20 protein-coding genes are annotated in these 21,016 nt (G+C 65.2%); 12 read left to right on the top strand and 8 right to left on the bottom strand.

Features of this window, described 5'->3' with window-relative positions; genetic code table 11:
- Window positions 1–80: 80 nt before the first annotated feature.
- The 5 genes from BSF38_RS06445 to BSF38_RS06430 form a co-directional block, all read right to left on the bottom strand.
- The gene (locus BSF38_RS06445) at window positions 81–1,265 is read right to left on the bottom strand and encodes a CpaE/TadZ family protein (RefSeq protein WP_076344060.1); all 1,185 of its coding nucleotides are present in this window, start codon (window positions 1,263–1,265) and stop codon (window positions 81–83) included.
- A 70-nt stretch (window positions 1,266–1,335) separates the two neighbouring features.
- Window positions 1,336–2,349, bottom strand: coding sequence for a Flp pilus assembly protein CpaB (cpaB, locus tag BSF38_RS06440; RefSeq protein ID WP_076344058.1), 1,014 nt, complete (start codon window positions 2,347–2,349; stop codon window positions 1,336–1,338).
- Window positions 2,350–2,390: 41 nt separating this feature from the next.
- Window positions 2,391–2,933 (bottom strand): A24 family peptidase, encoded by a 543-nt coding sequence (locus BSF38_RS06435; protein ID WP_076344056.1) that lies wholly within the window; start codon window positions 2,931–2,933, stop codon window positions 2,391–2,393.
- 399 nt (window positions 2,934–3,332) lie between these two features.
- Entirely contained in the window at window positions 3,333–3,500 is a 168-nt protein-coding gene (locus BSF38_RS31230; RefSeq protein WP_168189321.1) for a hypothetical protein, read from the bottom strand.
- Window positions 3,501–3,523: 23 nt separating this feature from the next.
- Entirely contained in the window at window positions 3,524–3,703 is a 180-nt protein-coding gene (locus BSF38_RS06430; protein WP_076344054.1) for a Flp family type IVb pilin, read from the bottom strand.
- A 375-nt stretch (window positions 3,704–4,078) separates the two neighbouring features.
- Between BSF38_RS06430 and BSF38_RS06425 the strand changes: the two genes are divergently transcribed.
- The 3 genes from BSF38_RS06425 (at window position 4,079) to BSF38_RS06415 (ending at window position 7,159) form a co-directional block, all read left to right on the top strand.
- Window positions 4,079–6,472, top strand: a complete 2,394-nt coding sequence (locus BSF38_RS06425) for an FG-GAP repeat domain-containing protein (RefSeq protein WP_237170770.1) — start codon at window positions 4,079–4,081, stop codon at window positions 6,470–6,472.
- A gap of 70 nt (window positions 6,473–6,542) precedes the next feature.
- Window positions 6,543–6,863 (top strand): hypothetical protein, encoded by a 321-nt coding sequence (locus tag BSF38_RS31225; protein ID WP_168189320.1) that lies wholly within the window; start codon window positions 6,543–6,545, stop codon window positions 6,861–6,863.
- On the top strand, window positions 6,800–7,159 hold the full coding sequence (locus tag BSF38_RS06415; protein WP_076344050.1) for a DUF6714 family protein: 360 nt from the start codon (window positions 6,800–6,802) through the stop codon (window positions 7,157–7,159). Before BSF38_RS31225 ends, BSF38_RS06415 begins: the two co-directional genes overlap by 64 nt.
- A gap of 50 nt (window positions 7,160–7,209) precedes the next feature.
- On the opposite strand, the gene BSF38_RS06410 is transcribed toward BSF38_RS06415, so the two are convergent.
- Window positions 7,210–9,138, bottom strand: a complete 1,929-nt coding sequence (locus BSF38_RS06410) for a sulfatase-like hydrolase/transferase (RefSeq protein WP_076344048.1) — start codon at window positions 9,136–9,138, stop codon at window positions 7,210–7,212.
- A gap of 413 nt (window positions 9,139–9,551) precedes the next feature.
- Here BSF38_RS06410 and BSF38_RS06405 point away from each other — a divergent pair, with 413 nt between their 5' ends.
- From BSF38_RS06405 to BSF38_RS06385, 4 genes are all read left to right on the top strand, one after another.
- Window positions 9,552–10,934 carry a MotA/TolQ/ExbB proton channel family protein gene (locus BSF38_RS06405; RefSeq protein WP_076344046.1) on the top strand — a complete coding sequence of 461 codons (1,383 nt, stop codon included), beginning with the start codon at window positions 9,552–9,554 and terminating at the stop codon, window positions 10,932–10,934.
- Between the two features lie 81 nt (window positions 10,935–11,015).
- Window positions 11,016–11,789 (top strand): Ig domain-containing protein, encoded by a 774-nt coding sequence (locus tag BSF38_RS06400; RefSeq protein WP_083712733.1) that lies wholly within the window; start codon window positions 11,016–11,018, stop codon window positions 11,787–11,789.
- A 218-nt stretch (window positions 11,790–12,007) separates the two neighbouring features.
- Window positions 12,008–13,510 (top strand): hypothetical protein, encoded by a 1,503-nt coding sequence (locus BSF38_RS31635; protein WP_210405683.1) that lies wholly within the window; start codon window positions 12,008–12,010, stop codon window positions 13,508–13,510.
- Window positions 13,511–13,663: 153 nt separating this feature from the next.
- Entirely contained in the window at window positions 13,664–14,341 is a 678-nt protein-coding gene (locus BSF38_RS06385) for a hypothetical protein (RefSeq protein WP_076344038.1), read from the top strand.
- Here the strand turns inward: BSF38_RS06385 and BSF38_RS06380 are convergent.
- Complete coding sequence (locus BSF38_RS06380) at window positions 14,338–14,832, bottom strand: L-2-amino-thiazoline-4-carboxylic acid hydrolase (protein WP_076344036.1); 495 nt, start codon at window positions 14,830–14,832, stop codon at window positions 14,338–14,340. The genes BSF38_RS06385 and BSF38_RS06380 overlap by 4 nt on opposite strands.
- A gap of 132 nt (window positions 14,833–14,964) precedes the next feature.
- On the opposite strand from BSF38_RS06380, the gene BSF38_RS06375 reads away from it, so the two are divergent.
- The 5 genes from BSF38_RS06375 (at window position 14,965) to BSF38_RS06355 (ending at window position 20,357) form a co-directional block, all read left to right on the top strand.
- On the top strand, window positions 14,965–15,879 hold the full coding sequence (locus BSF38_RS06375; RefSeq protein WP_076344034.1) for an alpha/beta hydrolase: 915 nt from the start codon (window positions 14,965–14,967) through the stop codon (window positions 15,877–15,879).
- A 182-nt stretch (window positions 15,880–16,061) separates the two neighbouring features.
- Window positions 16,062–17,333, top strand: coding sequence for a M24 family metallopeptidase (locus BSF38_RS06370; protein WP_237170769.1), 1,272 nt, complete (start codon window positions 16,062–16,064; stop codon window positions 17,331–17,333).
- Between the two features lie 136 nt (window positions 17,334–17,469).
- Window positions 17,470–19,263: an L-fucose isomerase gene (locus BSF38_RS06365; protein ID WP_076344032.1), complete on the top strand. Its 1,794-nt coding sequence runs from the start codon at window positions 17,470–17,472 to the stop codon at window positions 19,261–19,263.
- Between the two features lie 102 nt (window positions 19,264–19,365).
- On the top strand, window positions 19,366–20,145 hold the full coding sequence (locus tag BSF38_RS06360; RefSeq protein WP_076344030.1) for a site-2 protease family protein: 780 nt from the start codon (window positions 19,366–19,368) through the stop codon (window positions 20,143–20,145).
- Window positions 20,136–20,357, top strand: coding sequence for a hypothetical protein (locus tag BSF38_RS06355; protein WP_237170768.1), 222 nt, complete (start codon window positions 20,136–20,138; stop codon window positions 20,355–20,357). Before BSF38_RS06360 ends, BSF38_RS06355 begins: the two co-directional genes overlap by 10 nt.
- A gap of 4 nt (window positions 20,358–20,361) precedes the next feature.
- On the opposite strand, the gene BSF38_RS06350 is transcribed toward BSF38_RS06355, so the two are convergent.
- Window positions 20,362–20,976, bottom strand: a complete 615-nt coding sequence (locus BSF38_RS06350; protein ID WP_083712731.1) for a 3-keto-disaccharide hydrolase — start codon at window positions 20,974–20,976, stop codon at window positions 20,362–20,364.
- Window positions 20,977–21,016 lie beyond the last annotated feature (40 nt).

Here is a 21,016-nt window from a genome sequence, read left to right as displayed (position 1 = left end):
GGTCAATCCTCGCAGCATGACAAAACACTCCTGAAGACGTCGCGCGACGGTCGATACCGCCGTCCGGCGTCGTTCTCAATTCAAAAGAACGCGGCGAACAGTCCCTTGCGCGGCTTCTGATTCTCCGACGGAGATTCGGGCCAGAGCGCGCCGGTCAATTCGAGAAAGTCTTGATACACGCGGGTCCCCGGCGCGGCCTCGGAGAGCGGGGCGCCCTTGATCCGCGACGCCTGGAACGGTTTCGACGCGTTAGGGATCTGGCGGAAAATCGGCGCTTTCAAGGTCTCCTCGGCCTTGCTCAGACTGATCTCGTTTTCGAACGACCCAGCGCGGTTGACAACGATCTTGACGCGGTCGACCATGCCGTCGAACTGCCGGAACAGGTTGAGCAACCGCGCCGTGTTGCGAAGGCATGTCAGATCCAGCGTGACCACTATGAGAATCACGTCAGCCATCTCGAAGGCGACGAAATCCGACGCTTGCAGCCCTTTGCTCGTGTCGATGACCAGGGCGGGAAACGCCGATTTCAGCAGCATCAGGAAACGCCGCAAGCTCTCGGGGTCGATCTTGGCGGCGTCTTCCATAGCGACGGGGTGGGGGAGGACGTAAAGCCCAGAGCGATGGCGCGTCAGGGATCGCTTCAGGAGCGTCTGGTCAAGGCGGTCGAAGCTCTGGAGTATCGTCGAGAGCGTGTTGTCGGGGATGATGTCGAGACAGACGTCGACCGCGCCGAACATGAGGTCGAAGTCGAGCAGCAGGCACTCCTGACTCTTGCGCAGGGCCAGTGACGCGGCGAGGTTGACGGCGACCGACGTGCTGCCGACGCCGCCGGCCGCGCCGGTCACCGCGACGATCTGAGGCCCCCGGATCGCGATGCTTTTCCGCCCCTCCCGCGCGGTGCAAAGGCGCGCGGCGATCTCGTGAAGCTCGGTCGGCTCCGACGGCAAAGTGAGGAACTCGCGAGCTCCCGCGCGAACGGCTTTCAAGATCAGGGTACTGTCAGCCGTCGCGCTCGCCGGCAGCACGACGACGGACGGGGCCGTCGCGTGGATCTGGGCGATCAGCTCAAGCGCCTGAGCGGGGTCGGCGTCGAGGCCGATCACGCACAGGTCGGGGTTGATCTCGGCGATCCGGCCGGCCATTCCCTGGCAGGTGGTCAGAACCTCGGCCGTCCAGAGCGACGCAACCCCCTGCACGAGTCGCTGGAGGTTTGTCCGCGAAGGCTCGCTTGGGTCGACCAGGACGACTCGGATCACATCCTTCATCATTAAGCTCGAGATCTCGGAAGACGCTGGGCAGCGGGGTGTCGTTGGTCGGCTCGCGCGGCGGCTCGCGTCACGGTTTGTTCTCCCGGCTCGCCCCCACGAGGCCGCCAGCCACGAGCGACGTGGGAGAGGCCTGAGGCACGTCCTCGGAATCGTCAGGCGACTCCGGCGGCGTCTCGGGGGGCAAGGGCGGAGATGGCTGGGAAGCCCGGCCGGCCAGAAAGAATGGCTCTTGCTTACTCCCAGGAATACGATAGATGTATCCCATCCGGCTGGGGACCGGCGGCGTTTTCAGTGCTGCTTTTTCCAGCTCGATCCGCCGCTTCTTCTCCTGCTCATGGTCCTGCTTCAACTGGGCGATGGTTTTCTCCAGCTCGATCTGTTTTTTCTTCTCTGCGCCGTCGTCGGTCGCGGGAGGGGGCTCAGGGCGCTCGATGACGTCGTGATCGTTGACGCCTCGGAGAGCCAGCGAGAGCGTGCCTTTCGACTTCGCGGCGACCAGGACGTCGACCTCGTCGGGGCTGACGGCGAGCGTCACCGTTCGACTCTGGAGCGACTTCTCCTCGGACTTCACGAACACTTGCCCCGCGGCCAGAACCAGAACGTCCTGGAGGATCGTCTGGCCTCGCTTAACCGCGTCGTCGCTGTTCTCGAATTTGATCACGTCGACTCGGTGGCTCGGCAGGATGAAGCCTGAGACGCCCGACTGCTCATTGACCTCGACCGCGAAGGCGCGCTTGCCCTTGGGGATGTTGGCGACCAGGCCGGGAGGCGACCCCTTGGGGCCGAGCTTCCGCTCGACGACCGGCTCGCCTTCGAGCACAGCCGTCCGCACCCAGCGGTCGGCGACGTCCTGGGCGGATGCGAAGGCGCCTACGGGAACCGCCGACTCGGCCATACGCACCGTCTTGAGCATGTCGGGCTTGAGGATCTCCTCCTCCTTGAAGTCGCGCACGGCCACCAGCACGTCGCGCGTCGGCTCCTCGGACGTCGACTTCTTGCTCAGCAGGCGACTTGTCATCAGCATCGCGCCGAGCCCTAGCGTGCCCGCCAGGGCCAGCATGACCAGCGGTTTGCCCTGCATGGTTTCATCCCCCTCGGCGACGGTGAGGTTCGAGGATCAGATCAGGACAGGAGACCGAGCCAGATGAAATAGGAGATCGAGCCGACAGCGATCGGGATGGCGTAAGGCAGCAGCATCATGGTCGGCTTCCGCTCGGCGGCCCGCATCGCGAGCGTCGATGGGTCGCGGACCACGAGAATCTCCCGGCCGAGCATCTGGAAGGTCGCCCAGTGCCGCGCTGCTTCGCCGCTCATCACGATCATGGCCAGGCTGATGACGCCGCCGGTGATCGCCGTGGCCACGAACGCGCCCAAGGTGATGGCCGGTCCCATCCAGGCGCCCAGGCCCGCCATCAGCTTGACGTCGCCGGCCCCCATGCCGCCGATCGCGTACAGCGGCAAGAGGGTCAGCAGGCCCACGCCGGCCCCTTCGAGCGACCAGATCAGGCTCTCTCGACCTCCGCTCCAGGCCGCGTAGGCGAGACCGGCGGCGGCGAAATGGAACGTCAGCCAGTTCGGTACGCGAAGCTGACGGCCGTCGATGATCGCCGCTTCGATCAGCACGATCGTGACCAGCCACGCCACGGCCAGGGGGATGTCCGTCATGGTGAAGCCTTCTTGAATTTGGAGAACAGGAAGTCGCGGTCGACGGCTTTCGATCAACCGTCTCAGGCAAACATGTGTCGCGCCCGCCGAGTTGTCAATTCACGCATCATGTTTCCAGAGATCAACTGAGCGCCCGGCACTCATTCCAAGCCCCCGAATGGAAGCCCGAAGCGCAACCGGATGAACTCCCAGGCGGCCCTCCGAATGGAAGCCCGAAGCGCAAGCGAGTGAATTCCCAGCCAGCCGCGCGGAATCAGCAAACGCAAACCCATGCACTCGCTTGCGCTTCGGGCTTCCATTCGGGGGCTCTCGGATACTCAACGATAAAAAGGGCGATGCGCCGGCAGCGGCGCATCGCCCTGGAGGAGATCGTATTGTCGGCAGTCATGGCTTCGCCCGTCATTCGGCGAGGCGGGCAACCGGCGCCTCAGCGGCGAGCGTCATCGCTTGCACGCCGATCTGGCTGGCCACGAGGATCAGGAGCACGATCGCGATTCGCCTCGGCGACGACGCGCGGCCCGGGCCGTCCTCGGCTTTCCCTCTCTCGTCAACGGAAGTTCGCGTCATGTTGCTCGCGGCGTCTCCGGTCGTTACTTACCGCTCAGGCCAGAGTTGACGCTGTTGAACGTGCTGGAAATGCTCGTACCCAGCGTGCCGACGACCGTGATGCAGGCAACCAGGATCAGGGCCAGCATGACCGCGTACTCGACGGCGGTCGGGCCGTCTTCACTTACCACGAACCGCTGAACTTTCGTAATCATGTCTCGCATCGCATGCTCCTTTCGTGATCGCTTTCAATCCAGAGAGAATCGACTCGGACGAACGAAGTCGTGCATCGCTTCCCATCTACTGGCGGAGGGGGCCGAATGGCGGCTCGCCGCACCTGATCGGCTCGCCTCGTCGACTCCCTCACCAGTATCAATGGAAACCTAGGTCACGAACCGAGGCTTTGTCAAAGAACGTCGATGCGTTGTTCTGAAGCCACGCGATCGGGCGCGGGTCTGGCGGCGGCGGAGCCGTCTTGCTTTCCTCATCCGGGAAACTTCCCTCACTTGCCCTTGTCACGCCGGGCCCGTAGTCTGGGTGGATGGTAGGCCGAGCTATGGATTCTCGGTTTCAAACCGTCGCCCAATGAGAATCGTTCGATGACCATGCTCCCGCAGATTCGCCCGGTCGTCCTGATCCCTTTATTCCTGGGACTCGTGATCGTCGGACGCCCCACCCCGGTCGAGGCGCAAGAGCCCGCCGCGAAGTCGAAGCTCGCCGACTATTTCGGGTTTCAGCCTCTGGAGCTTTACAAGCTGGAGCGGCGGATCGGCAACCTGGTGGTCCGGGACCTGGACGGCGACAAGATCGGCGACGTGATCGTGGGCAACAACGCCCGGTCGCGGATCGACCTCTTGCTCTCGACCAAGCTGCCGGCCGGCGAGGCCGACGCGCGGCCGTTCCGCAAGGAAGCCAACGACCTTGAGTCGGACAAGCGGATGCGGCTGGCCAGCATCTCGGTCAACAAGGAGATCGTCAGCCTGGACGTCGGCGACTTCAACGGCGACGGCAAACCCGACCTGGTGTACTACGGCACCCCCGCCGAGGTCGAAATCCTGTTCAACCAAGGGCCGGGCAAGTTCGGCAATCCGAAGCGGATCCACAGCGGCGAGGCGGTCGAAGGGTCGAACTCACTGGCCGTCGGCGACCTCGACCAGGACGGCCGCGACGACGTCGCGCTGATCGCCGAGAACGAGTTGATCCTGATTTATCAGACGGCCCCCGGCGTCTTGACCGAGCCCGAGCGGGTCCCGCACACCGCGAGCAACCCCCGGATGGTCAAGATCCACGACCTCAACGGCGACGGAGCCTCCGACCTGCTGATCCTCGACAGCGGCACCGACCACCCGATCCACGTCCGGTTCGCCACCAAGGATAAGAAGCTGGGGCCCGAACAGCGGTTCGCGGTCGAGAGCCCCCGGGCGATCACGTACGGCCAGATCGACGGCATGCCGGGCGTCGAGGTGCTCACCATCGAGAACACGTCCGGCCGGGGCAAGGTCTACACGCTCGATGAGTCGTCGACCGACGACGCCAACAAGTGGGGACGGCTGATTTTCTTCGGACTTCCGAAAGGGAGCGACCGCGGCCGGGCCCTGGCCGTGGGCGACCTCGACGGCGATAAGAAGAAGGACGTGCTCGTCACCGACCCCGCCAACGCCCAGGTCTGGGTCTACCGCCAGAGCGGCAAGTCGGGGCTGAACACCGGCCAGTCGTTCCCCGGCCTGCTCGGCGGCAAGGCCGTGGTCCTCGCCGACCTCGACAAGAACGGAAGCGACGAGGCGTACGTCCTCTCCGAGCAAGAAAAGCAGATCGGCCGCAGCCAGTTCGAGAACGGCCGCCTCGGCTTCCCCACGCCGTTGCCGATCAAGGGCGAACCCATCGCGATGGGCCTGGCCCAGTTCGACAAGGCGTCCACCCCCGCCATCGTCTACGCCGCGCGCACCAAGCCGGGCGCCGACAGCTTCGAGCTGCGGGCGATCCGCCGCGGCGACTCGGGCGAGTTCGCCGAACGGAAGTTCGGCCCCAACGAGTCCGTCCCCTTGACGGGCCTCTCGGGCGCCCCGACGGCCATCCGCGCCTTCGACGTCAACAACGACGGCGAGACCGACATCATCATCTTCAGCGCGTTCGGCTCGCCGGTCCTGCTCCTCGGCCAGCCCAAGGATCATTCCCTAGCCCCGTTCGGCGGCAGCCTCGGCCCGCTCGGCGGCGCCACGCCCTCCGGCCTGAGCGTGATGAACCTCAAGGGGCCCGCCCTGATCGTGGCCCAGAACACCTTCGCGCGGCACATCGTGCTCGACGCCAAGGGCCAGTGGGAGATCAAGGACCAGTACAACGCCGGCCGCGCCGCCGTCCAGATCCAGGGCGCCGCGGCGCTCGACGTCACCGGCGAAGGGAGCGCCGACGTCGTCCTGCTCGACCGCACCTCGAAGTCGCTGCTGTTCCTCACTCCCAAGGACGGCGTCTACCGGCAGACCGGAACCCTCTCGGTGGGCTCGATCAACTTCGAGGGCCTGCACGTCGCCGACTTCGACGGCGACGGCCGCGACGACCTCTTGATCGCCGGCAGCGATCGGTTCGCCGTGCTCCAGACCGGCGACAAAGGCCAGCGCCTCAAGGAGATCGCCAGCTATGAACCCAAGCGCAACGAGGCCCGCCTGGCCGACTTGATCACCGGCGATCTCAACGGCGACGGCGTCCCCGACGTCGTCTTCACCGACGTGGCCGAACAGTCGCTCGACATCGCCAGCTACGTTGGCGACGAAGAACTCCTGCACGCCACAACCTTCAAACTCTTCGAGCGCAAGTCGTTCCGGGGCGGCGGCGACATGATCGAGCCCCGCGACATGGCCCTCGGCGACGTCGACGGTGACGGCCGCACCGACCTCGTCGCCATCCTCCACGACCGCGTCGTCATCCTCCGCCAGGACGCCGGATCGACCGAGAAAAAGCCCGAGTCGAACTCGAACAAGGCGACTGCCGCGAAGTGACGCCCGGTGCCATGGAGTCGTCAGCCGCCTACTCGGAAGCGTCTCGACGAGAAATCCGAGGAGGCCGCTGATGTCCCCACGGCCCGACCGGCTATGGATGAAATGCCGCCACTGCGGCATCGCGTGGGAATACGAGTGGGAGTATTGCCCCGAGTGCAACCGCAACTTTGGCGGGGCCGAATACCCAGCGGCGCAGTCCGACCAGGAACTCCGCGACATCTCCGAACTCGTCCAAAAAATCCATCGAGCTTTTGCCGACGTCAAGCGCGGCAGCGGCTACACTCTTCACCAAGGCCATCTCGAAGGGTGTTACGACACCGAGGCGAAATGGCTTGCGGCAAGAGAAAAGACCCAGAAGTTCACTGGTCCGAAGTTCCAGGCTGGAAGATAGAGTCTGGATTCTCCACCCTCAGCTTTTTCGACGTCGAAGGCTGGCGATTCTACCTCCCGGCGTTCCTGTGCTGGTCGCTCGAGAATTGGCGGTCGTCTGATTCGATTACCCCGGACCGGGTCATCTGGTCGCTGGAACTGTCCGATGCGTTCGAGCCGGAGCGCTCCAAGTCGCTCAACCATGCTCCGTCCGGGGCGGTTCTCGACTTTCTGTCCTTCTTCGACAGCTATTCCGGCGAACCGGATGCAGCTAAGGCCATTCAATCGTATTGGCACCAGTTCAAGAAGAACGGTTGACGTTTCCTCCCGACTCGGGCCGCCGTCGCCTCGACCGGGCGAGGACAGCCTCAATTGCCTTGAGGGACTTGCGGCGCGAGCGCCTTGAGGCGCTCGCGCATCCGCAGGAGAACGTCCGCCGACTCGGCCGAGGCGGCCTGGTCGCGTGCCTGCGCCGGGTCGCTGCGAAGGTCGTACAGCTCTTCCTGACCGTCGGCGTTGCGGATATAGGTTTGATTTTCGGCGACGATCGAGTACATCGGCCCGCGCCAGGCGGGGGGGCGGTTGGGATTTTTCGAGATCTGGTCGCGGAGCAGGACCTCGGTCAGGACGGGGACGTCCGCCGCGGCCGCGTCACCGGGGCTCTCCCAGCATCGGGCCAGTGAAACGCCGGGGAACGGCGAGCCGTCCTTGAGCTTGAGCAGATCGACGGCCGTGGCGGGAATGTCGCGGAGGCTGACGGAATCGGCGACGACCTCACCCGCGTGCGCTCCGCCGGGCAGGAACACGAGCAGCGGAACGTGGACCTCCTGATCGTAGAGGCTGCGGCCGTGGCCGATGAGGCCGTGCTCGCCGTGGTTCTCGCCGTGGTCCGACGTGAGGATCACGATCGTGTCGTCGAGAACGCCGCGCCGCTCCAGGTCGTCGAACAGCTTGCCGATCTCGGCGTCGAGGTACGCGAGGCAGTCGTCGTAGGCGTTGCGGGTCAGGGTCAGCTCGGCGTCGGTGACGCTCGTCCGCGACCGCGCGTCCCATCCCTGGATGGTCGCGACTTCCTGCTCGTTCTGAAGCGGTCGACCGAAACGATGCTCGGCCCCCTCGGGCAAGACGTAAGGGGTGTGAGCGTCGAAGTAGTTGATGAAGGCGAAGAACGGCTGGCCCTTCTGCTTTTCGAGCCAGGCCAGAAAGTCGCCGTTGATCTGCGAGGCGTCCTTGCGGCGGCGATCGACGCCGAACGGGTCGCGGAGCAGGCGGACGATCAGCCGGCCCAGCGACGAGCATCGCAGCGTTTCGCCGACCGAGACGGCCAGTTGTTCCTCGTAAAAATCATCGTAGTGGTCGAAGCCGCGCCCCAGGCCGAACCAGGCGTTGCAGAAGAAGGTATTGGCGATGAACCCGCCGGTCGCGTAGCCGTGGCCCGTCAAGTATTCCGCGAGCGTGGGATAAGTCGAATCGAGCGGGCGGCTCTCGCCGACCTTCAGCTCATGCGGCCATCGCCCCGTGAACATGCTCGCGTGCGAGGGGAGCGTCCAGGGCGCGGTGGATCGGGCCTGCTCGAAGCGGATTCCCCGCTTGGCGAGCCGGGCGAGATTCGGCGTCGTATCGCGGTCGCAGCCGTACAGGCTGAGGCTCTCGGCGCGAACGGTGTCGAGTACGAGCAAGAGGACGTTGGGCGACTCGGCTCGAACCGGGGCCGCCGAGGCATTGAGCGGACGATCGGCGAGCTTCCCCTGGCTCACGTCCCAGCCGGCCAGGCTGAAGGCCGCAACCCCAAGCACCGGCAACGAGTACGCGAGAATGTACAGCGCCCGCGCCGGCTGGGCCGCGAACCGCCGCGCGATCAACGTGCCGAACCCCCCGGCGAGTGAGACGGCCGCCAACCCGTACAAGCCCGGGATCGTGAGCAGCAACGCCAGAAAGCAGAGGAAGCCGAAGACCAGAACCGCCAGCCGGGTCGCCAACCGGGGTCGAAACCAGGCGAGACCACCCAGCGCCAGCCCTGAGACGAGGAAGATCGAGAGGTTCGAGGCCGGGATCATCCAGACGAAGTGACGGCTCATCTGAAAGCTTCCCAGCGAGACGCCTCCGGTGATCGCGTTGCGGATCAGCCACTGGACCAACTCGAGGCCGCCGGTGAAGAGGCCGAAGAGCGCCGCCAGCATCGTGAGCTTGAGAGGAGAGAGCGACCACTCGGCGGCCGAATGGCCCGAAGGACGCCCGAGGGCGTCGCGGGGATCGGCTTTCCATTCGCCGCGCGGGTTCATCCGCAGGCTCGTCATCGTTCGACCCTCCTCCTTGAGACCCGCGCCAGATGCAGTGCGCGATCAACCGTGCGGCCGACATCCATGTCGCCGAACATGAAAGATCATTCAGTTTTCCGCGGGGCGCGAAATTCGGCCGAACCGGTCGATGATCGATGTGGACCGAGGCCGGCCCATGGAATACAACAAGCCGCGACGTTCGACAACTGCGGTTTCTCGCCGCGCCGGCCTCGAAGGAGAACGGTGAACCGGCGACGAAGCGCACAAGAAAAATTCCGCTCGAAGAACTCTCAAGTCGGCGGAACGGTTGCACCGATGTGAGAGATGGTAGAGGTCGTAGCGATTCTCGGCGGATCCAGCTTTCGAGGTCGGGGCCGTCTTGCGGCGGTCTTTCATGATCGAGTCGGATCTCAAGGAAGGACATTCCAAGGATGGCGACTGGCGCTTCAGGTTCCCCACGGCTGGGCTATCTCACCGCGTCGGCGATGCTCGTGCTGGCGCTCTTGTTCCCGATCGGCCTCATGGTTTTCAACCCGACGCTCATGTTCGAGCGTGGTTGGGAGCAGTACGTCGGGACGGCCATCTACTTCTGGGCGGTGTTGACCCTCGGCAACGAGCTTCTCCGGCTCTGGCGCAACGAGCGAGCCTTTGAAGACGCGCCCAGACTGCTCCAGTTCATCGGCCAGACGCTCAGCCGGGTCGGCTCACGCGAGCCAGCGCCGGTCGCCGAAGCGATCACCCGCGACGGCCGCATCCTGACCGTCCGCGTGCGGCAGCTCGTGGGCTACGCCCGTGAGATCAGCGGCCCCTCGGCCAGCCAGTTGATGGAAGTCAACCGCGAGGCGTCGGGCCTTGACCAGGAGCACATGGCCGGCCGGTTCACTCTTACGCGCTACATCCTCTACCTCCTGCCGGTGATCGGATTCATCGGCACGGTCGAAGGCATTTCGAAAGCGCTCATGAACATCAGCAAGGTCTTGCCGATGGTCAAGGACCTCGACGCCTTCTTGAGCAACCTGACCGGCGTGACCTCAGCCCTTCAGATCGCGTTCGACAGCACCCTGCTCGCCTTGTTCCTGAGCGCCGCGCTGATGCTGGTTCAAACCATGATCTTCCGGCTGGTCGAGCAGCACCTGGCGCGGGTCGATCGGTGGGTCGTCGAGCACGTCCTGCCCGGCGCCGGCAGCCGCGATCCGATGACCGAGCGGCTCGACGAGCTGATCGGCCCGCATCTGGAACGGCTGCGGACCGAGCTGGCGACCATCCTCGAGCCGGCCGCCCGCTCGCTTCAAGTCGAAGCGGAGAAGATCAGCCAGAGCCTGAGCGACCCGATCCGCCGGCTCGCGGCGTCGGTCGAGCTGATGCCGGCTTCACTCTCGGCGTTCCAGCAAGGCGCCGAGACCATCGGCCGGATCGGCGGCGAGTTCGAGGCGCTTGGGAACCTGAGCGAATCGACGAGAAGGTCCGCCGCCTCGCTCTCCCGAATCGAGGACGCCCTGGCTCGGTCGGACGCCCCCGATCCGCAGCTCCAGGAGATCAAGCGCGGACTCGATCGCACCACCACGGCTATCGAGAGCCTCGCCGGCTCGTGGGCGTCGGCCTACGAGAAGTCGAGCCGGTCGACCCAGGAGCAGCTCGCCAAGACGATGAACAGCCTCAAGGACGCCCTTGAGATGATCAACGTCAGCATCGAGCAGGGGAACTCCCTGTACAAGAATATCGTGAAACGGATGTTCGACGACCGAGGAGGCAGCGGCGGCAATGGCGGCGGCGGCAACGGCGGCTCGCGGTCCGACTCGGTCCGGGCGGCCTGACGCGGCAGGCGGCGGTCGTCCGTTTGAGGGTTCAAGGAGCGCGATCGGGACGCGCCCGGGGTCTCCATAAAGAGGCAAGCCATGCGACGGAATCGGCGAGGCGGCGGATCGGGCTTGGAATTCGGCGGATCGGGCGAGGATTCGTTCGTCGCCGTCGTCGTGACCAAGCTCACCGGGGCGCTGCTGTTCATCCTGCTGCTCACGATGGTCATCATGGCCCTGCTCCCCAAGGCGATCGACTCCGCGGCGCGCCCCCAGGACGGTGGGCCGGCCGAGGTCGCGCGTCGGCCGTTGAAGATCCTCACGCCCGAGAGCCTTCCCGAGGCGATCGCCGGCCGGCCGTACACGGTAGCCCTGGCGGCCGACGGCGGCCAGGGGCCGCTCCACTGGTCGCTCGACGGCGCGCTTCCCGAGGGTTTGAGCTTCGATCCCGACTCGGGACTGGTCAAAGGCACCCCCTCGAAGGGAACGCCCCAGCCCGTCGACCTGGCCGTCCGGGTGAGCGATGGCGAGAAGATCGACGCCGGTTCGCTCCGGCTCGTCGTCTACCAGAGCGATGCGCCGTTGACCACCCCGGCCTGGTGGAAGCCCGGCATTCCCCCCGTCCCCTGGCGAGCCTGGCTCGATCAGGGAGTCGGCTTCCTGATCGTCTGGCTCGTCCATCTGGTCGGCATGTCGACCCTGGCGAACTTCGAGCGGCAGGCCGAGGCCGGCGGTGTCGCGATCGAGGGGGGCGAAGGCTCACTGTCGCTCGCCCCACGACGGTTCGCGGTCTACCGACTGCTCGTCCGGTTGAGCACGATGTCGGCGACCTTCGCGCTGGCCGCCTGGCTCTGGACTTCGCGGCCGCACTGATCGCAATACGCGAGCCGCATCTCGAATAGGGGCAAGCGCCAAGACTCACTACGAACGGCATCCGACCGGAACGGATTATTCTTAAAAGCTTGACCGAGAATCCCGGCCACCCTCCCCTCGAAAGCCGCTAAGATGAGTGAAGACGTCGGCCCCGGCCATTGACGACCGTTGGGCTACGGCCACTGATGGCGGAATCCGTGTATTCGAGGAGCATGGGCATGTCGCGTATTCGCTTATCCGTAATCGCTGGAGGTCTGGCCGCCGCCGTGGCCGCGGCCTCCGTGACCAGTTTTGCGCAACAGCAAGGCGGAGGCGGACGGGGCAACCGAGCCGGCGGCCAGGGTGGTCAAGGCGGGCAGGGCGGCCAAGGCGGCCAGAGAGGACCTGGCGGGCCCGGCGGCTTCGGAGGCCCCGGTGGCTTTGGAGGCTTCGGTGGCCCTGGGGGATCGATCATCTCGCTGGCCGGCATCGACCCGGTTCAGAAAGAAGTGAAGATTACCGACAGCCAGAAAATCAAGATCAGCAAGCTTTCGTCAGACCTCGATTCGAAGCGGCGCGAGTTCTTCCAGAACATGCGCCAGCAAGGTGACGCCGCGCGAGCCCAGCTTCAGGCCGCACAACAGGATGCGGCGAATAATCTCCAGCAAGGCCCCCAGACTCTCGACCCGCGCAACCAGGCTCTGGTGTCGGGTCTCCAAGGTGCCGGCCAAGGCTTCGGCGCCAACCCCTACGGCGGCCAGCAAGGCGGCGTCGATCCCAACGCCGTGCAGCAGGAATTCCGGCAGCAACAGAACGAAGTGCAGCGTGAGAGCCGGGAGATGATGCGGCAGGGAATGGAAGAGCTTCAGGCGGGATCGGAGCAGAGTCTCGCCAAGATCCTCGACAAGGCCCAGATCCGCCGCCTCTACGAGATTCAACTTCAAGTCGAAGGTCCGTTCGCGGTCCTCAAGCCCGACGTGGCCGAACGCCTCGAAATCCGAGACGAACAGGCCGAGGAAATCCGCGAGATTCAGGGCGCCGCCAACGAGCAGCGCCGCGAGATCATGTCGCAGACCCGCGACGTCTTCCGATCGCTCCGCGACGGCCAGCAAGGGCAAGCCAACGCCAACGGCCAGAACACTCCTCCGGCGAACGCCAACGGCCAGAACACTCCTCCGGCGAACGCCAACGCCAACACGGGACGAGGCCGTCAGGGTGCTCGGGGAACCAACGGCGCTGGCGCTCAAGCTGGCAACGGCGGCCCCGGCGGTCAAGGCGGTAATCGCCGCAACTTCGATCCGGAAGCCATGCGCAAGTTGATGGAGCAGCCGGACGTCAAAGCCAAGATGGACGAGGTTAGGAAGCAGGAAGAAGCGTTGACCGAGCGGTCTTACACGATGGTCTATAAGGCTCTCGATCGTCGCCAGGTCACCACCTTCAAGAAGATGCTCGGCAAGCCCTTCGACGTGAATCTGGTTCGCCAGGGCTTCATGCGAGGTGGCCCAGGCGGCCCGGGTGGCCCAGGCGCGCCGGGTGGCCCAGGCGGCCCGGGGAACGGCAACAACGCGACTGCCAACAATGCGAATGCCAACAACGCGACCGCCAACGGCAGTGCAACGGCAAAGGCCGACGTCGCGGCGGACGGCTCGAAGGACTCGACTAGCAATAGCGCGGCCACCAAGAGCGCGACCCCCAAGTCGAGTGCGGCCGTCAAATCGACGCGTGCCCGCGGTTCCCGCTGACGTCGGCTGCACACTGGTCTTTCCTGATCCTTAAGAGCGTCGTATAAAGCGAGCCTCGGCGAGATCCACTCGTCGAGGCTCGCGGTCGTTCCGGGACGGGCGTTCCGGCCCTCATGGAACGAGTGCGCCGAATCGAGCGGAGGGAGCCGCCAGATGCGTCGAGGACTGTTTTTCGCCAAGGCCGTGCGAGTCTTCGGTCTCGGATTGAGCCTGATTCTCGCCGTCTTCTCGGGTCGAAGCGACGGGGGAGACTGGTCGTTGCCTGACGGCCGAATGGGGATTCGCACAGCGCCCTTGCTGCTGCTGACTCGCCCCGACGTTCAATCCGACGTCAAGCTCGAAGCCGCCCAGATCGCCTCGCTGCACAAGACGATCGACGATCTTTCGCAGCGGGCGCAGGCCCTGCGCGGCAAGACCGGCGGCACGGTCATCGCCGAGCGTCAGGCGATCGACGACGCGCAGAGTCAGTGGCTGACAGCGAACCTGTCGGAGCAGCAGTTCAGCCGGCTCAGCCAGATCGACCTCCAGTGGGAAGGCTCGTCGGCCCTGGTCAGCCGCCCCGCCGTCGCCGAGATCTTGAAGCTCAGCACGAGCCAGGTCCGCGAACTCACACACCTGATCGCCGACCGCAACGCCCGGTTCATCAAGAACGGCTTCAACCCGGCCGAAGAGACGGCGATCCGTCGCAAGTCGCTCGCCATCCTGTCAAACCCGCAACTCCAAGCCTGGAACGGGGTGCTCGGCGACCGCTGTCAGTTCGTAACGAGCCCGCCCCCCGAACCCGTCGTCGACCCGGCCGCCAAGCAAGCAAGCCACGACGCGCCACGCTAACTCGGGTCCGCTTCCGGCCCGGCGGCTCGTCGGAACCGGAAATTGCAATAAGGCGCCCCCTGCATCAGCGTCTGGGTGCGCTCCAGATCGATAGCCGGATTAAAGCCTTCGACGAGGGCGAAATCACGCTGACAGGAAAGGCTCGCCCCCAGGTCTCCGAGCCCCAGGGCGCGGTACATCTCGGCGTAACGGCAGCGGACGACGTTGAAGGACAGGCGATCGGGCGACTGTTCGAGCATCTCGATCTCCAGCGCGTCGTTTTCCCGCCACCGGTCGAGCGCCCCGGCGAACGCCTCCAACGAGTCCTCGCCGAGCGAGACGGCGAGATTCCGGCCGCTCCGCCGGGCGAGATCGGTGATGACCTCGCGAAGCACCATCAGCGCCCGCTCCTGGCCGACCTCATGGGCGAAGGCCCGGACCAGCGGGCCGACGATCCCAGCCTCGATCTCACGCTGCTGAAGCAGGGGGATTTTCGGCATCTCGTCCGGCATCGCATCCCCTCCGTTGTAGACTACGTATTATGAAAGACAGCCGTCGCGTGTTTGCGATCGGTGGTGCGCTTTGGGAAGTGGTGACCGATGTGGCATCGCATCTTGGTTCATGTTCGAAGCGTCGGATGGGCCATGACGGCCGCCGCAACGGCCTGGGTCTGGGCCGGGGCGGCTGAGAAGCCAACCGAACCGCCGCTCCCCGAAGGCGTGGTCGTGATCCGCGACCTGACATATCGCTACTTCGGAGAACAACGCCTGGCGCTCGATCTCTACCTCCCCGCCGACGCGGGTCCCCCAACGGCAGGGACGGGTGAGCTTCGGCCCGCGATCGTCGCCGTCCACGGCGGAAGTTGGGTTGGGGGCTCGAAGCGCGATTACGGCCCGCAGTTCGCTCGATTCGCGGAGCACGGCATCGTCGTCGCCGTTGTCGATTATCGACTGGCGCGCCCGGGCGCGCCAAGCTGGGACGGAGCGCTCGAAGACGTCGCCGCCGCCGTCGACTGGCTCGGCGTTTACGCCGAAACATACCGAGTCGACACCGATCGACTCGCCATCGTCGGTACTTCGGCGGGCGGCTTCCTAGCTGCTCATATAGGACTCGGCACCCCTCTGAGAAGCTACATGGCCGGAGCCAGGCAGCAGGTAAAGGCTGCCGTCTGCCTCTCCACGCCAACGAGCCTGGTGGAACTCGCAGCATTTCGATCGCTCAAACACGACCCGTTGCGAGATCTCATGGGCCTATCGTCCGGCGACTTGGACAACATGGTTCGCACGAAGCTCAATGAGTGGGTGACGCTCATTTCGCACCGAGCGAGACCGATGCTCTTGATACACGGGACGGACGATCTGTGGGTTCCCATCAGCCAGGCGCGGGAATTGCACAAACGACTTGGCTGGATGGCGATCCCCAGCCGGCTGATCGAGATAAACGGCGCGCGCCATGGGTTCGAGCTTCGGGTCGAAGCGCCGAGCCCTCGCGACCTGCTGCCCGATGTTCTCGACTTTCTGAACGAGGTCTGGCGGGAACGCGCATCCGACGCAGCGTGAATTCGCGCGAGAAATTCCGCGCATCGGGATCATTTTCCGCGGCCTGGCTTCTTGAATTCCTTCGCCAAACCTGGAAGGATAAAGGTTGCCAATTCTTAAACACTTAAGATCGTTAGTTCACCGCTTCACCGGACCTCGGTCTGGACGGGTCTTGATTCGCAATTGGCCAGAGGGCTGACGCCGTGTCGACCGAAGCGTCCACCAGCGGTCTGATCACGATCTTGCCGGGCGCGGGTTTGATGCCCGATCATTACGATCGGGTCCGCGAGACGGCCGCGGATCGCCCCGAGGCCGACTCGCTACCGGTCGTGCCCGATCCCACGGCCGACCACGAGCAGGCCGAGCTGAAGCGCCGGCGCGACGACGTCGAGATCAAGCATCAGCGGATTCGCGAGTTCCTCGACCGCAACGACCAGGACGCGGTCGTTCTGGGACGGGCCGAGTCGGTCGCCTGGTTCACGTCCGGCGGCGACGTCGGGCAGGGTTGCGGCTCGGAATTCAGCTCGATTCTTCTGTTCATCAACCGCAACAGTCGCGCGGTGATCACCGACAACGTCCAGAGCTCACGGGTTTTCGAGGAGGAGCTGGCGGGCCTGGGCTTCCAGCTCAAGGAACGCCCCTGGTTCGACGACCCGCTCCGCGTCGTGGCCGAGTTGTGCCACAACAAGCGGATCGTCGCCGATATGTCCACATCCGGCTGCACGCCGTGGCGACGCGATTTCGATCCCCTGAGCGCCCTTCGCCGCCGGCTGACGAACCTCGAACGGCAACGGCTCCGCGAACTGGGCCGGACGCTCGCTCTGGCGGTCGAGGCCACGTGTCGGAATTTCGACCGGGGTGAGCGTGAGGCGGACGTCGCCGGCCACCTGGCCCATCGCCTGCTTCGCGAAGGGGTCGTGCCGGTCAACCTGCGGATCGCCAGCGACGACCGGCTCGGCCGATATCGCCAGCCGACGTTCAAGGCCGAGCCGATCAACAAGCGGGCGACGATCACGGTCACGGGACGTCGCCACGGACTCTGCGCCTCGTTGACCCGCACCGTCTCGTTCGGTCCCGTCGACGCCGAGTTCCGCGCCCATCACGCCCTGGCGACGATGGTTGACGCCACTTGCATCTACTTCTCCCGTCCCAGCGAGCCCGTCTCGGAAGTCTTCCGCCGATCGCGGCGGATCTACGAGAAGTTCGACGCGCCGCACGAGTGGACGCTGGACTATCAGGGCGTCTTCATCGGCTATTCCCCACGCGACGCGCTGCTCGTTCCCGACAGCAACATCGTGCTCGAGCCCGACATGGCCGTCTGCTGGAGCCCCAGCGTCGGGTCGGCCCGCTCGGAAGACACGATCGTCGTCGATTCGCGCGGCTTCGAGGTCGTCACCGCGGCGCAGAACTGGCCGCAGATCGAAGTGGCCGTCAAAGGCTACGTCTTGCCCCGCCCGGGGATTCTCGAACGCTGATCGGCCTCCCGTCGCCGCGTTCTTCGTGCGAAGCGATACCGCGCCATTTCGCGGATCAGCCACTCCCTGTAAAAAGATGGAATCGCGCCACGCGCCGTCGGTGGCGAATTCTTGCCACGAAAAGGAAACGTGAGTCATGAGTTCGAACGTCAAGAGCCCCTGGATCGGTCGGTTGCCGAAAATCGGAATTCGTCCCGTGATCGACGGCCGCCGGCGCGGGGTTCGGGAGTCGCTGGAAGACCAGGTCACGGCCATGGCTCGGAACGCCGCCGAGTTTCTCACCGCCAACCTCCGGCACCCGACCGGCGAGCCGGTGCAGTGCGTGCTCGCCGACACCTGCATCGGCGGGGTGGCCGAGGCCGCCGCGTGCGCCGACAAGTTCGCCCGCGAGGGCGTGGGGGTCTCCCTGACGGTCACGCCCTGCTGGTGTTACGGCAGCGAGACGATGGACATGGACCCGCTGATGCCCAAGGCCGTCTGGGGGTTCAACAGCACCGAGCGTCCGGGCGCGGTCTACCTGGCGGCGGTGCTCGCCGCCCATAACCAGAAAGGCCTGCCGGCGTTCGGCATCTACGGCCGCGACGTCCAAGATTCGGGCGATACGAACATCCCCGACGACGTCCAGGAGAAGCTGCTGCGGTTCGTCCGCGCCGGGCTGGCGGCGGCCACGCTCAGAGGCAAGTCGTACCTGTCGGTCGGCGGCGTGTCGATGGGCATCTCGGGCTCGATCGTCGATCAGCCGTTCTTCGAGCACTACCTCGGCATGCGGGTCGAGTGCGTCGACATGAGCGAGTTGACGCGCCGTATTAATGAGGAGATCTACGACCCCGACGAATTCGAGCGAGCCCTGCTCTGGGTTCATGTGAACTGCAAGGAAGGCAAGGACTACAATCCGCCGGCCGCCCGGAAGACCGCCGAGGTGAAGGCCGAGGATTGGCGCACGGTCGTCAAGATGACGCTGATCCTCCGCGACCTGATGATCGGCAACCCCCGGCTCGACGCACTAGGTTACGGCGAAGAAGCCCTCGGCCACAACGCGATCGCCGGGGGGTTCCAGGGTCAGCGAGCGTGGACCGACCATTCGCCCAACGGCGACTTTTCCGAGGCGATCCTGACCTCGTCGTTCGACTGGAACGGCGTCCGGATGCCGTACATGGTCGCCACCGAGAACGACTGCCTCAACGGCGTCGGGATGCTGCTCGGCTATCTGCTGACGAATACGGCCCAGATCTTCGCCGACGTGCGGACGTACTGGAGCCCGGACGCCGTCAAGCGGGTGACGGGGCATACTCTGTCCGGGCTCGCGGCGGGGGGGATCATCCACCTGATCAATTCGGGCGCCGCCACGCTGGATGGCACGGGCGAGCAGTCGCGCGACGGCATGCCGGCGATGAAGCCGTTCTGGGAGATCAGCGAGGCCGAGGCCGAACGCTGCCTCGACGCGACCACCTGGCCCGCGGCGATCTCCGAGTATTTCCGAGGAGGCGGCTACTCGTCGTGCTACCTCTCACGGGGAGGGATGCCGATGACGATGAGCCGGCTCAGCCTGGTGAAGGGGCTTGGACCCGTACTCCAGATCGCCGAGGGTTTTTCGGTCGACGTTCCGGCCGACGTCCACAAGATTCTCAACGAACGGACGAATCCCACCTGGCCGACGACGTGGTTCGTCCCCAACGTGACCGGCGAGGGGCCGTTCACCGACGTGTACAGCGTGATGGCCAACTGGAGCGCTAATCACGGGGCGATCAGCTACGGCCACATCGGCGCCGACCTCATCGCCTTGGCCTCGATCCTGAGAATCCCCGTGGCCATGCACAACGTGCCCGCCGAGAAGGTCTTCCGCCCCAGCACCTGGAGCCTCTTCGGAGCGCTGGAGCCGCAGGCCGCCGACTACCGCGCCTGCGCCAACTTCGGTCCGTTGTACGGCTGATCGAGACCGATTCCGGCGAACTTTCATCGACTCGTCGTCGAATTAGGTAGTGGAGTCGAGGAGACGGGTTGATCTCCCTCCAGAAAGGGACGTGGTTCGTCGATGCGAATGTCTTGGAAGCTAGGTCGGGCTGCGGGGATCGATGTTTTCCTGCACCCGACCTTTCTCTTGATCCTGTTCGCGCCGGGCGCGGTTGCGAACCTGCCGCTGGTGATCGCCCTGTTCGGCTGCGTGCTCTTGCATGAATTCGGGCACGCGTTGACGGCGCGCCGGTTCGGCATCGGCACGGTGAATATCACGCTCTATCCAATCGGCGGCGTGGCCCGGCTGATGCGCATGCCGCGCGCCCCTGGGGCCGAGTTGCTCATCGCCCTGGCCGGGCCGGCGGTGAATTTCGCCATCGCGGCGGGTCTGTGCGCAGTGCTCGGGCTGGGGGGCTCCGCCATTCTGGGCGACTACGCGAGCTTTTTCCTGCTGCAACTGATGGCGATGAACCTGGTCCTGGGCGGCTTCAACCTGATCCCGGCGTTTCCGATGGACGGCGGGCGGGTGCTGCGGGCCGTTCTCAGCGGCTGGATCGGGCGGGGCCGGGCGACGTCGTTCGCGGCGAGCGTCGGACGGGCGCTCGCGTTGGGCTTCGGAATCTACAGCCTGTTGACCTTCAACCTGATCCAGGTCGCCCTGGCCGGGTTCATCTACTACGCGGCGGGGGTCGAGGAAGCCGGCGTGCTCGCTGATGAGCGTCGCCGGCGCAGTCCGACGCCCAACGAAGAAGACCTCTGGAAAGCCCCTCCCGGCTACCGCTGGATTGAGAGCGGCCAGGGCGTGTGGCGGCTGGCACCGGTCACTGTCGCCGACTGGGCGAACCGCCGATGGGGATGAAGATGAAGCTGAAGCCGGTCGTCGAGCTTGGCGTCGCCGAGGCTTATGTGATCCTCGTCAATCACTTCGGCGAGGATCGACTACCGCCGCTCGAAGCCGTCGAGAACGAAGACTGGGGCCGAGACCTGTTGCTCAGCCGCTTCGAGGAGCACACCGCCGCCGAGTTGGCGGACGCCGGCCTCTGCCTGATCGAGGAGGAAGGCTTCGCCTGATCGTTCAATCGGGATGGACGAGGATCGTCATGTTCCGCCATTCGAGCTGACCGGTCTTACCGATCAGACCGAGATGACCGGGGTTCTGCTCGATCGCGTCGGACGTCGTGATCAGGACGTCGTCGAGCCGAGCCTCCAGGTGCGCGCCGACGACCTTGATCTTGAGCTTTCGCCAGGTCCCGAGTTCCTTCGCCGCCGCCTTGAGCGCATCGGTCTTGCGCTCGAACCGAGGCGGGTTGGTCCCGTGGCCGAAGAGCATGAAGCCGCCGTCGCCGTCCATGAGCTGGAGCTGATACCCCTTGACGGGTCCAAACGGATCCGTCGGCGCGGTTTCGAGACTGGTTCGGAACAGCAGGCTTCCCTCGGTCCCCGCCTTGACGATCCGGAATTCGGCGTCGAGCTCGAAATTCTTGTACGACTTGGCCGACCGCAACCACCCCGCGCCTCCATTGACGGCGAGGACCGAGTCGTGAACGCCGAATCCGTCGGCGTGCTCAGCGACCCAGCCTTCAAGCGTCTTGCCGTCGAAGAGGCTGACGGGCTTCGGCGGATCATCCAGTCCGAACGTCGACGTGGCGAGCAAGAGCAACGTCACGATCGCTCCCAGAAGACGTTTCATCAAGGGAAACCTCGTCAATCAAGGCCAGGAGCGTCGGGCG

This window comes from Paludisphaera borealis, assembly GCF_001956985.1.
Lineage (GTDB): Bacteria > Planctomycetota > Planctomycetia > Isosphaerales > Isosphaeraceae > Paludisphaera > Paludisphaera borealis.
Note: the sequence above shows the minus strand (reverse complement) of the source record. Positions and strands in the feature narration are given on the sequence as shown.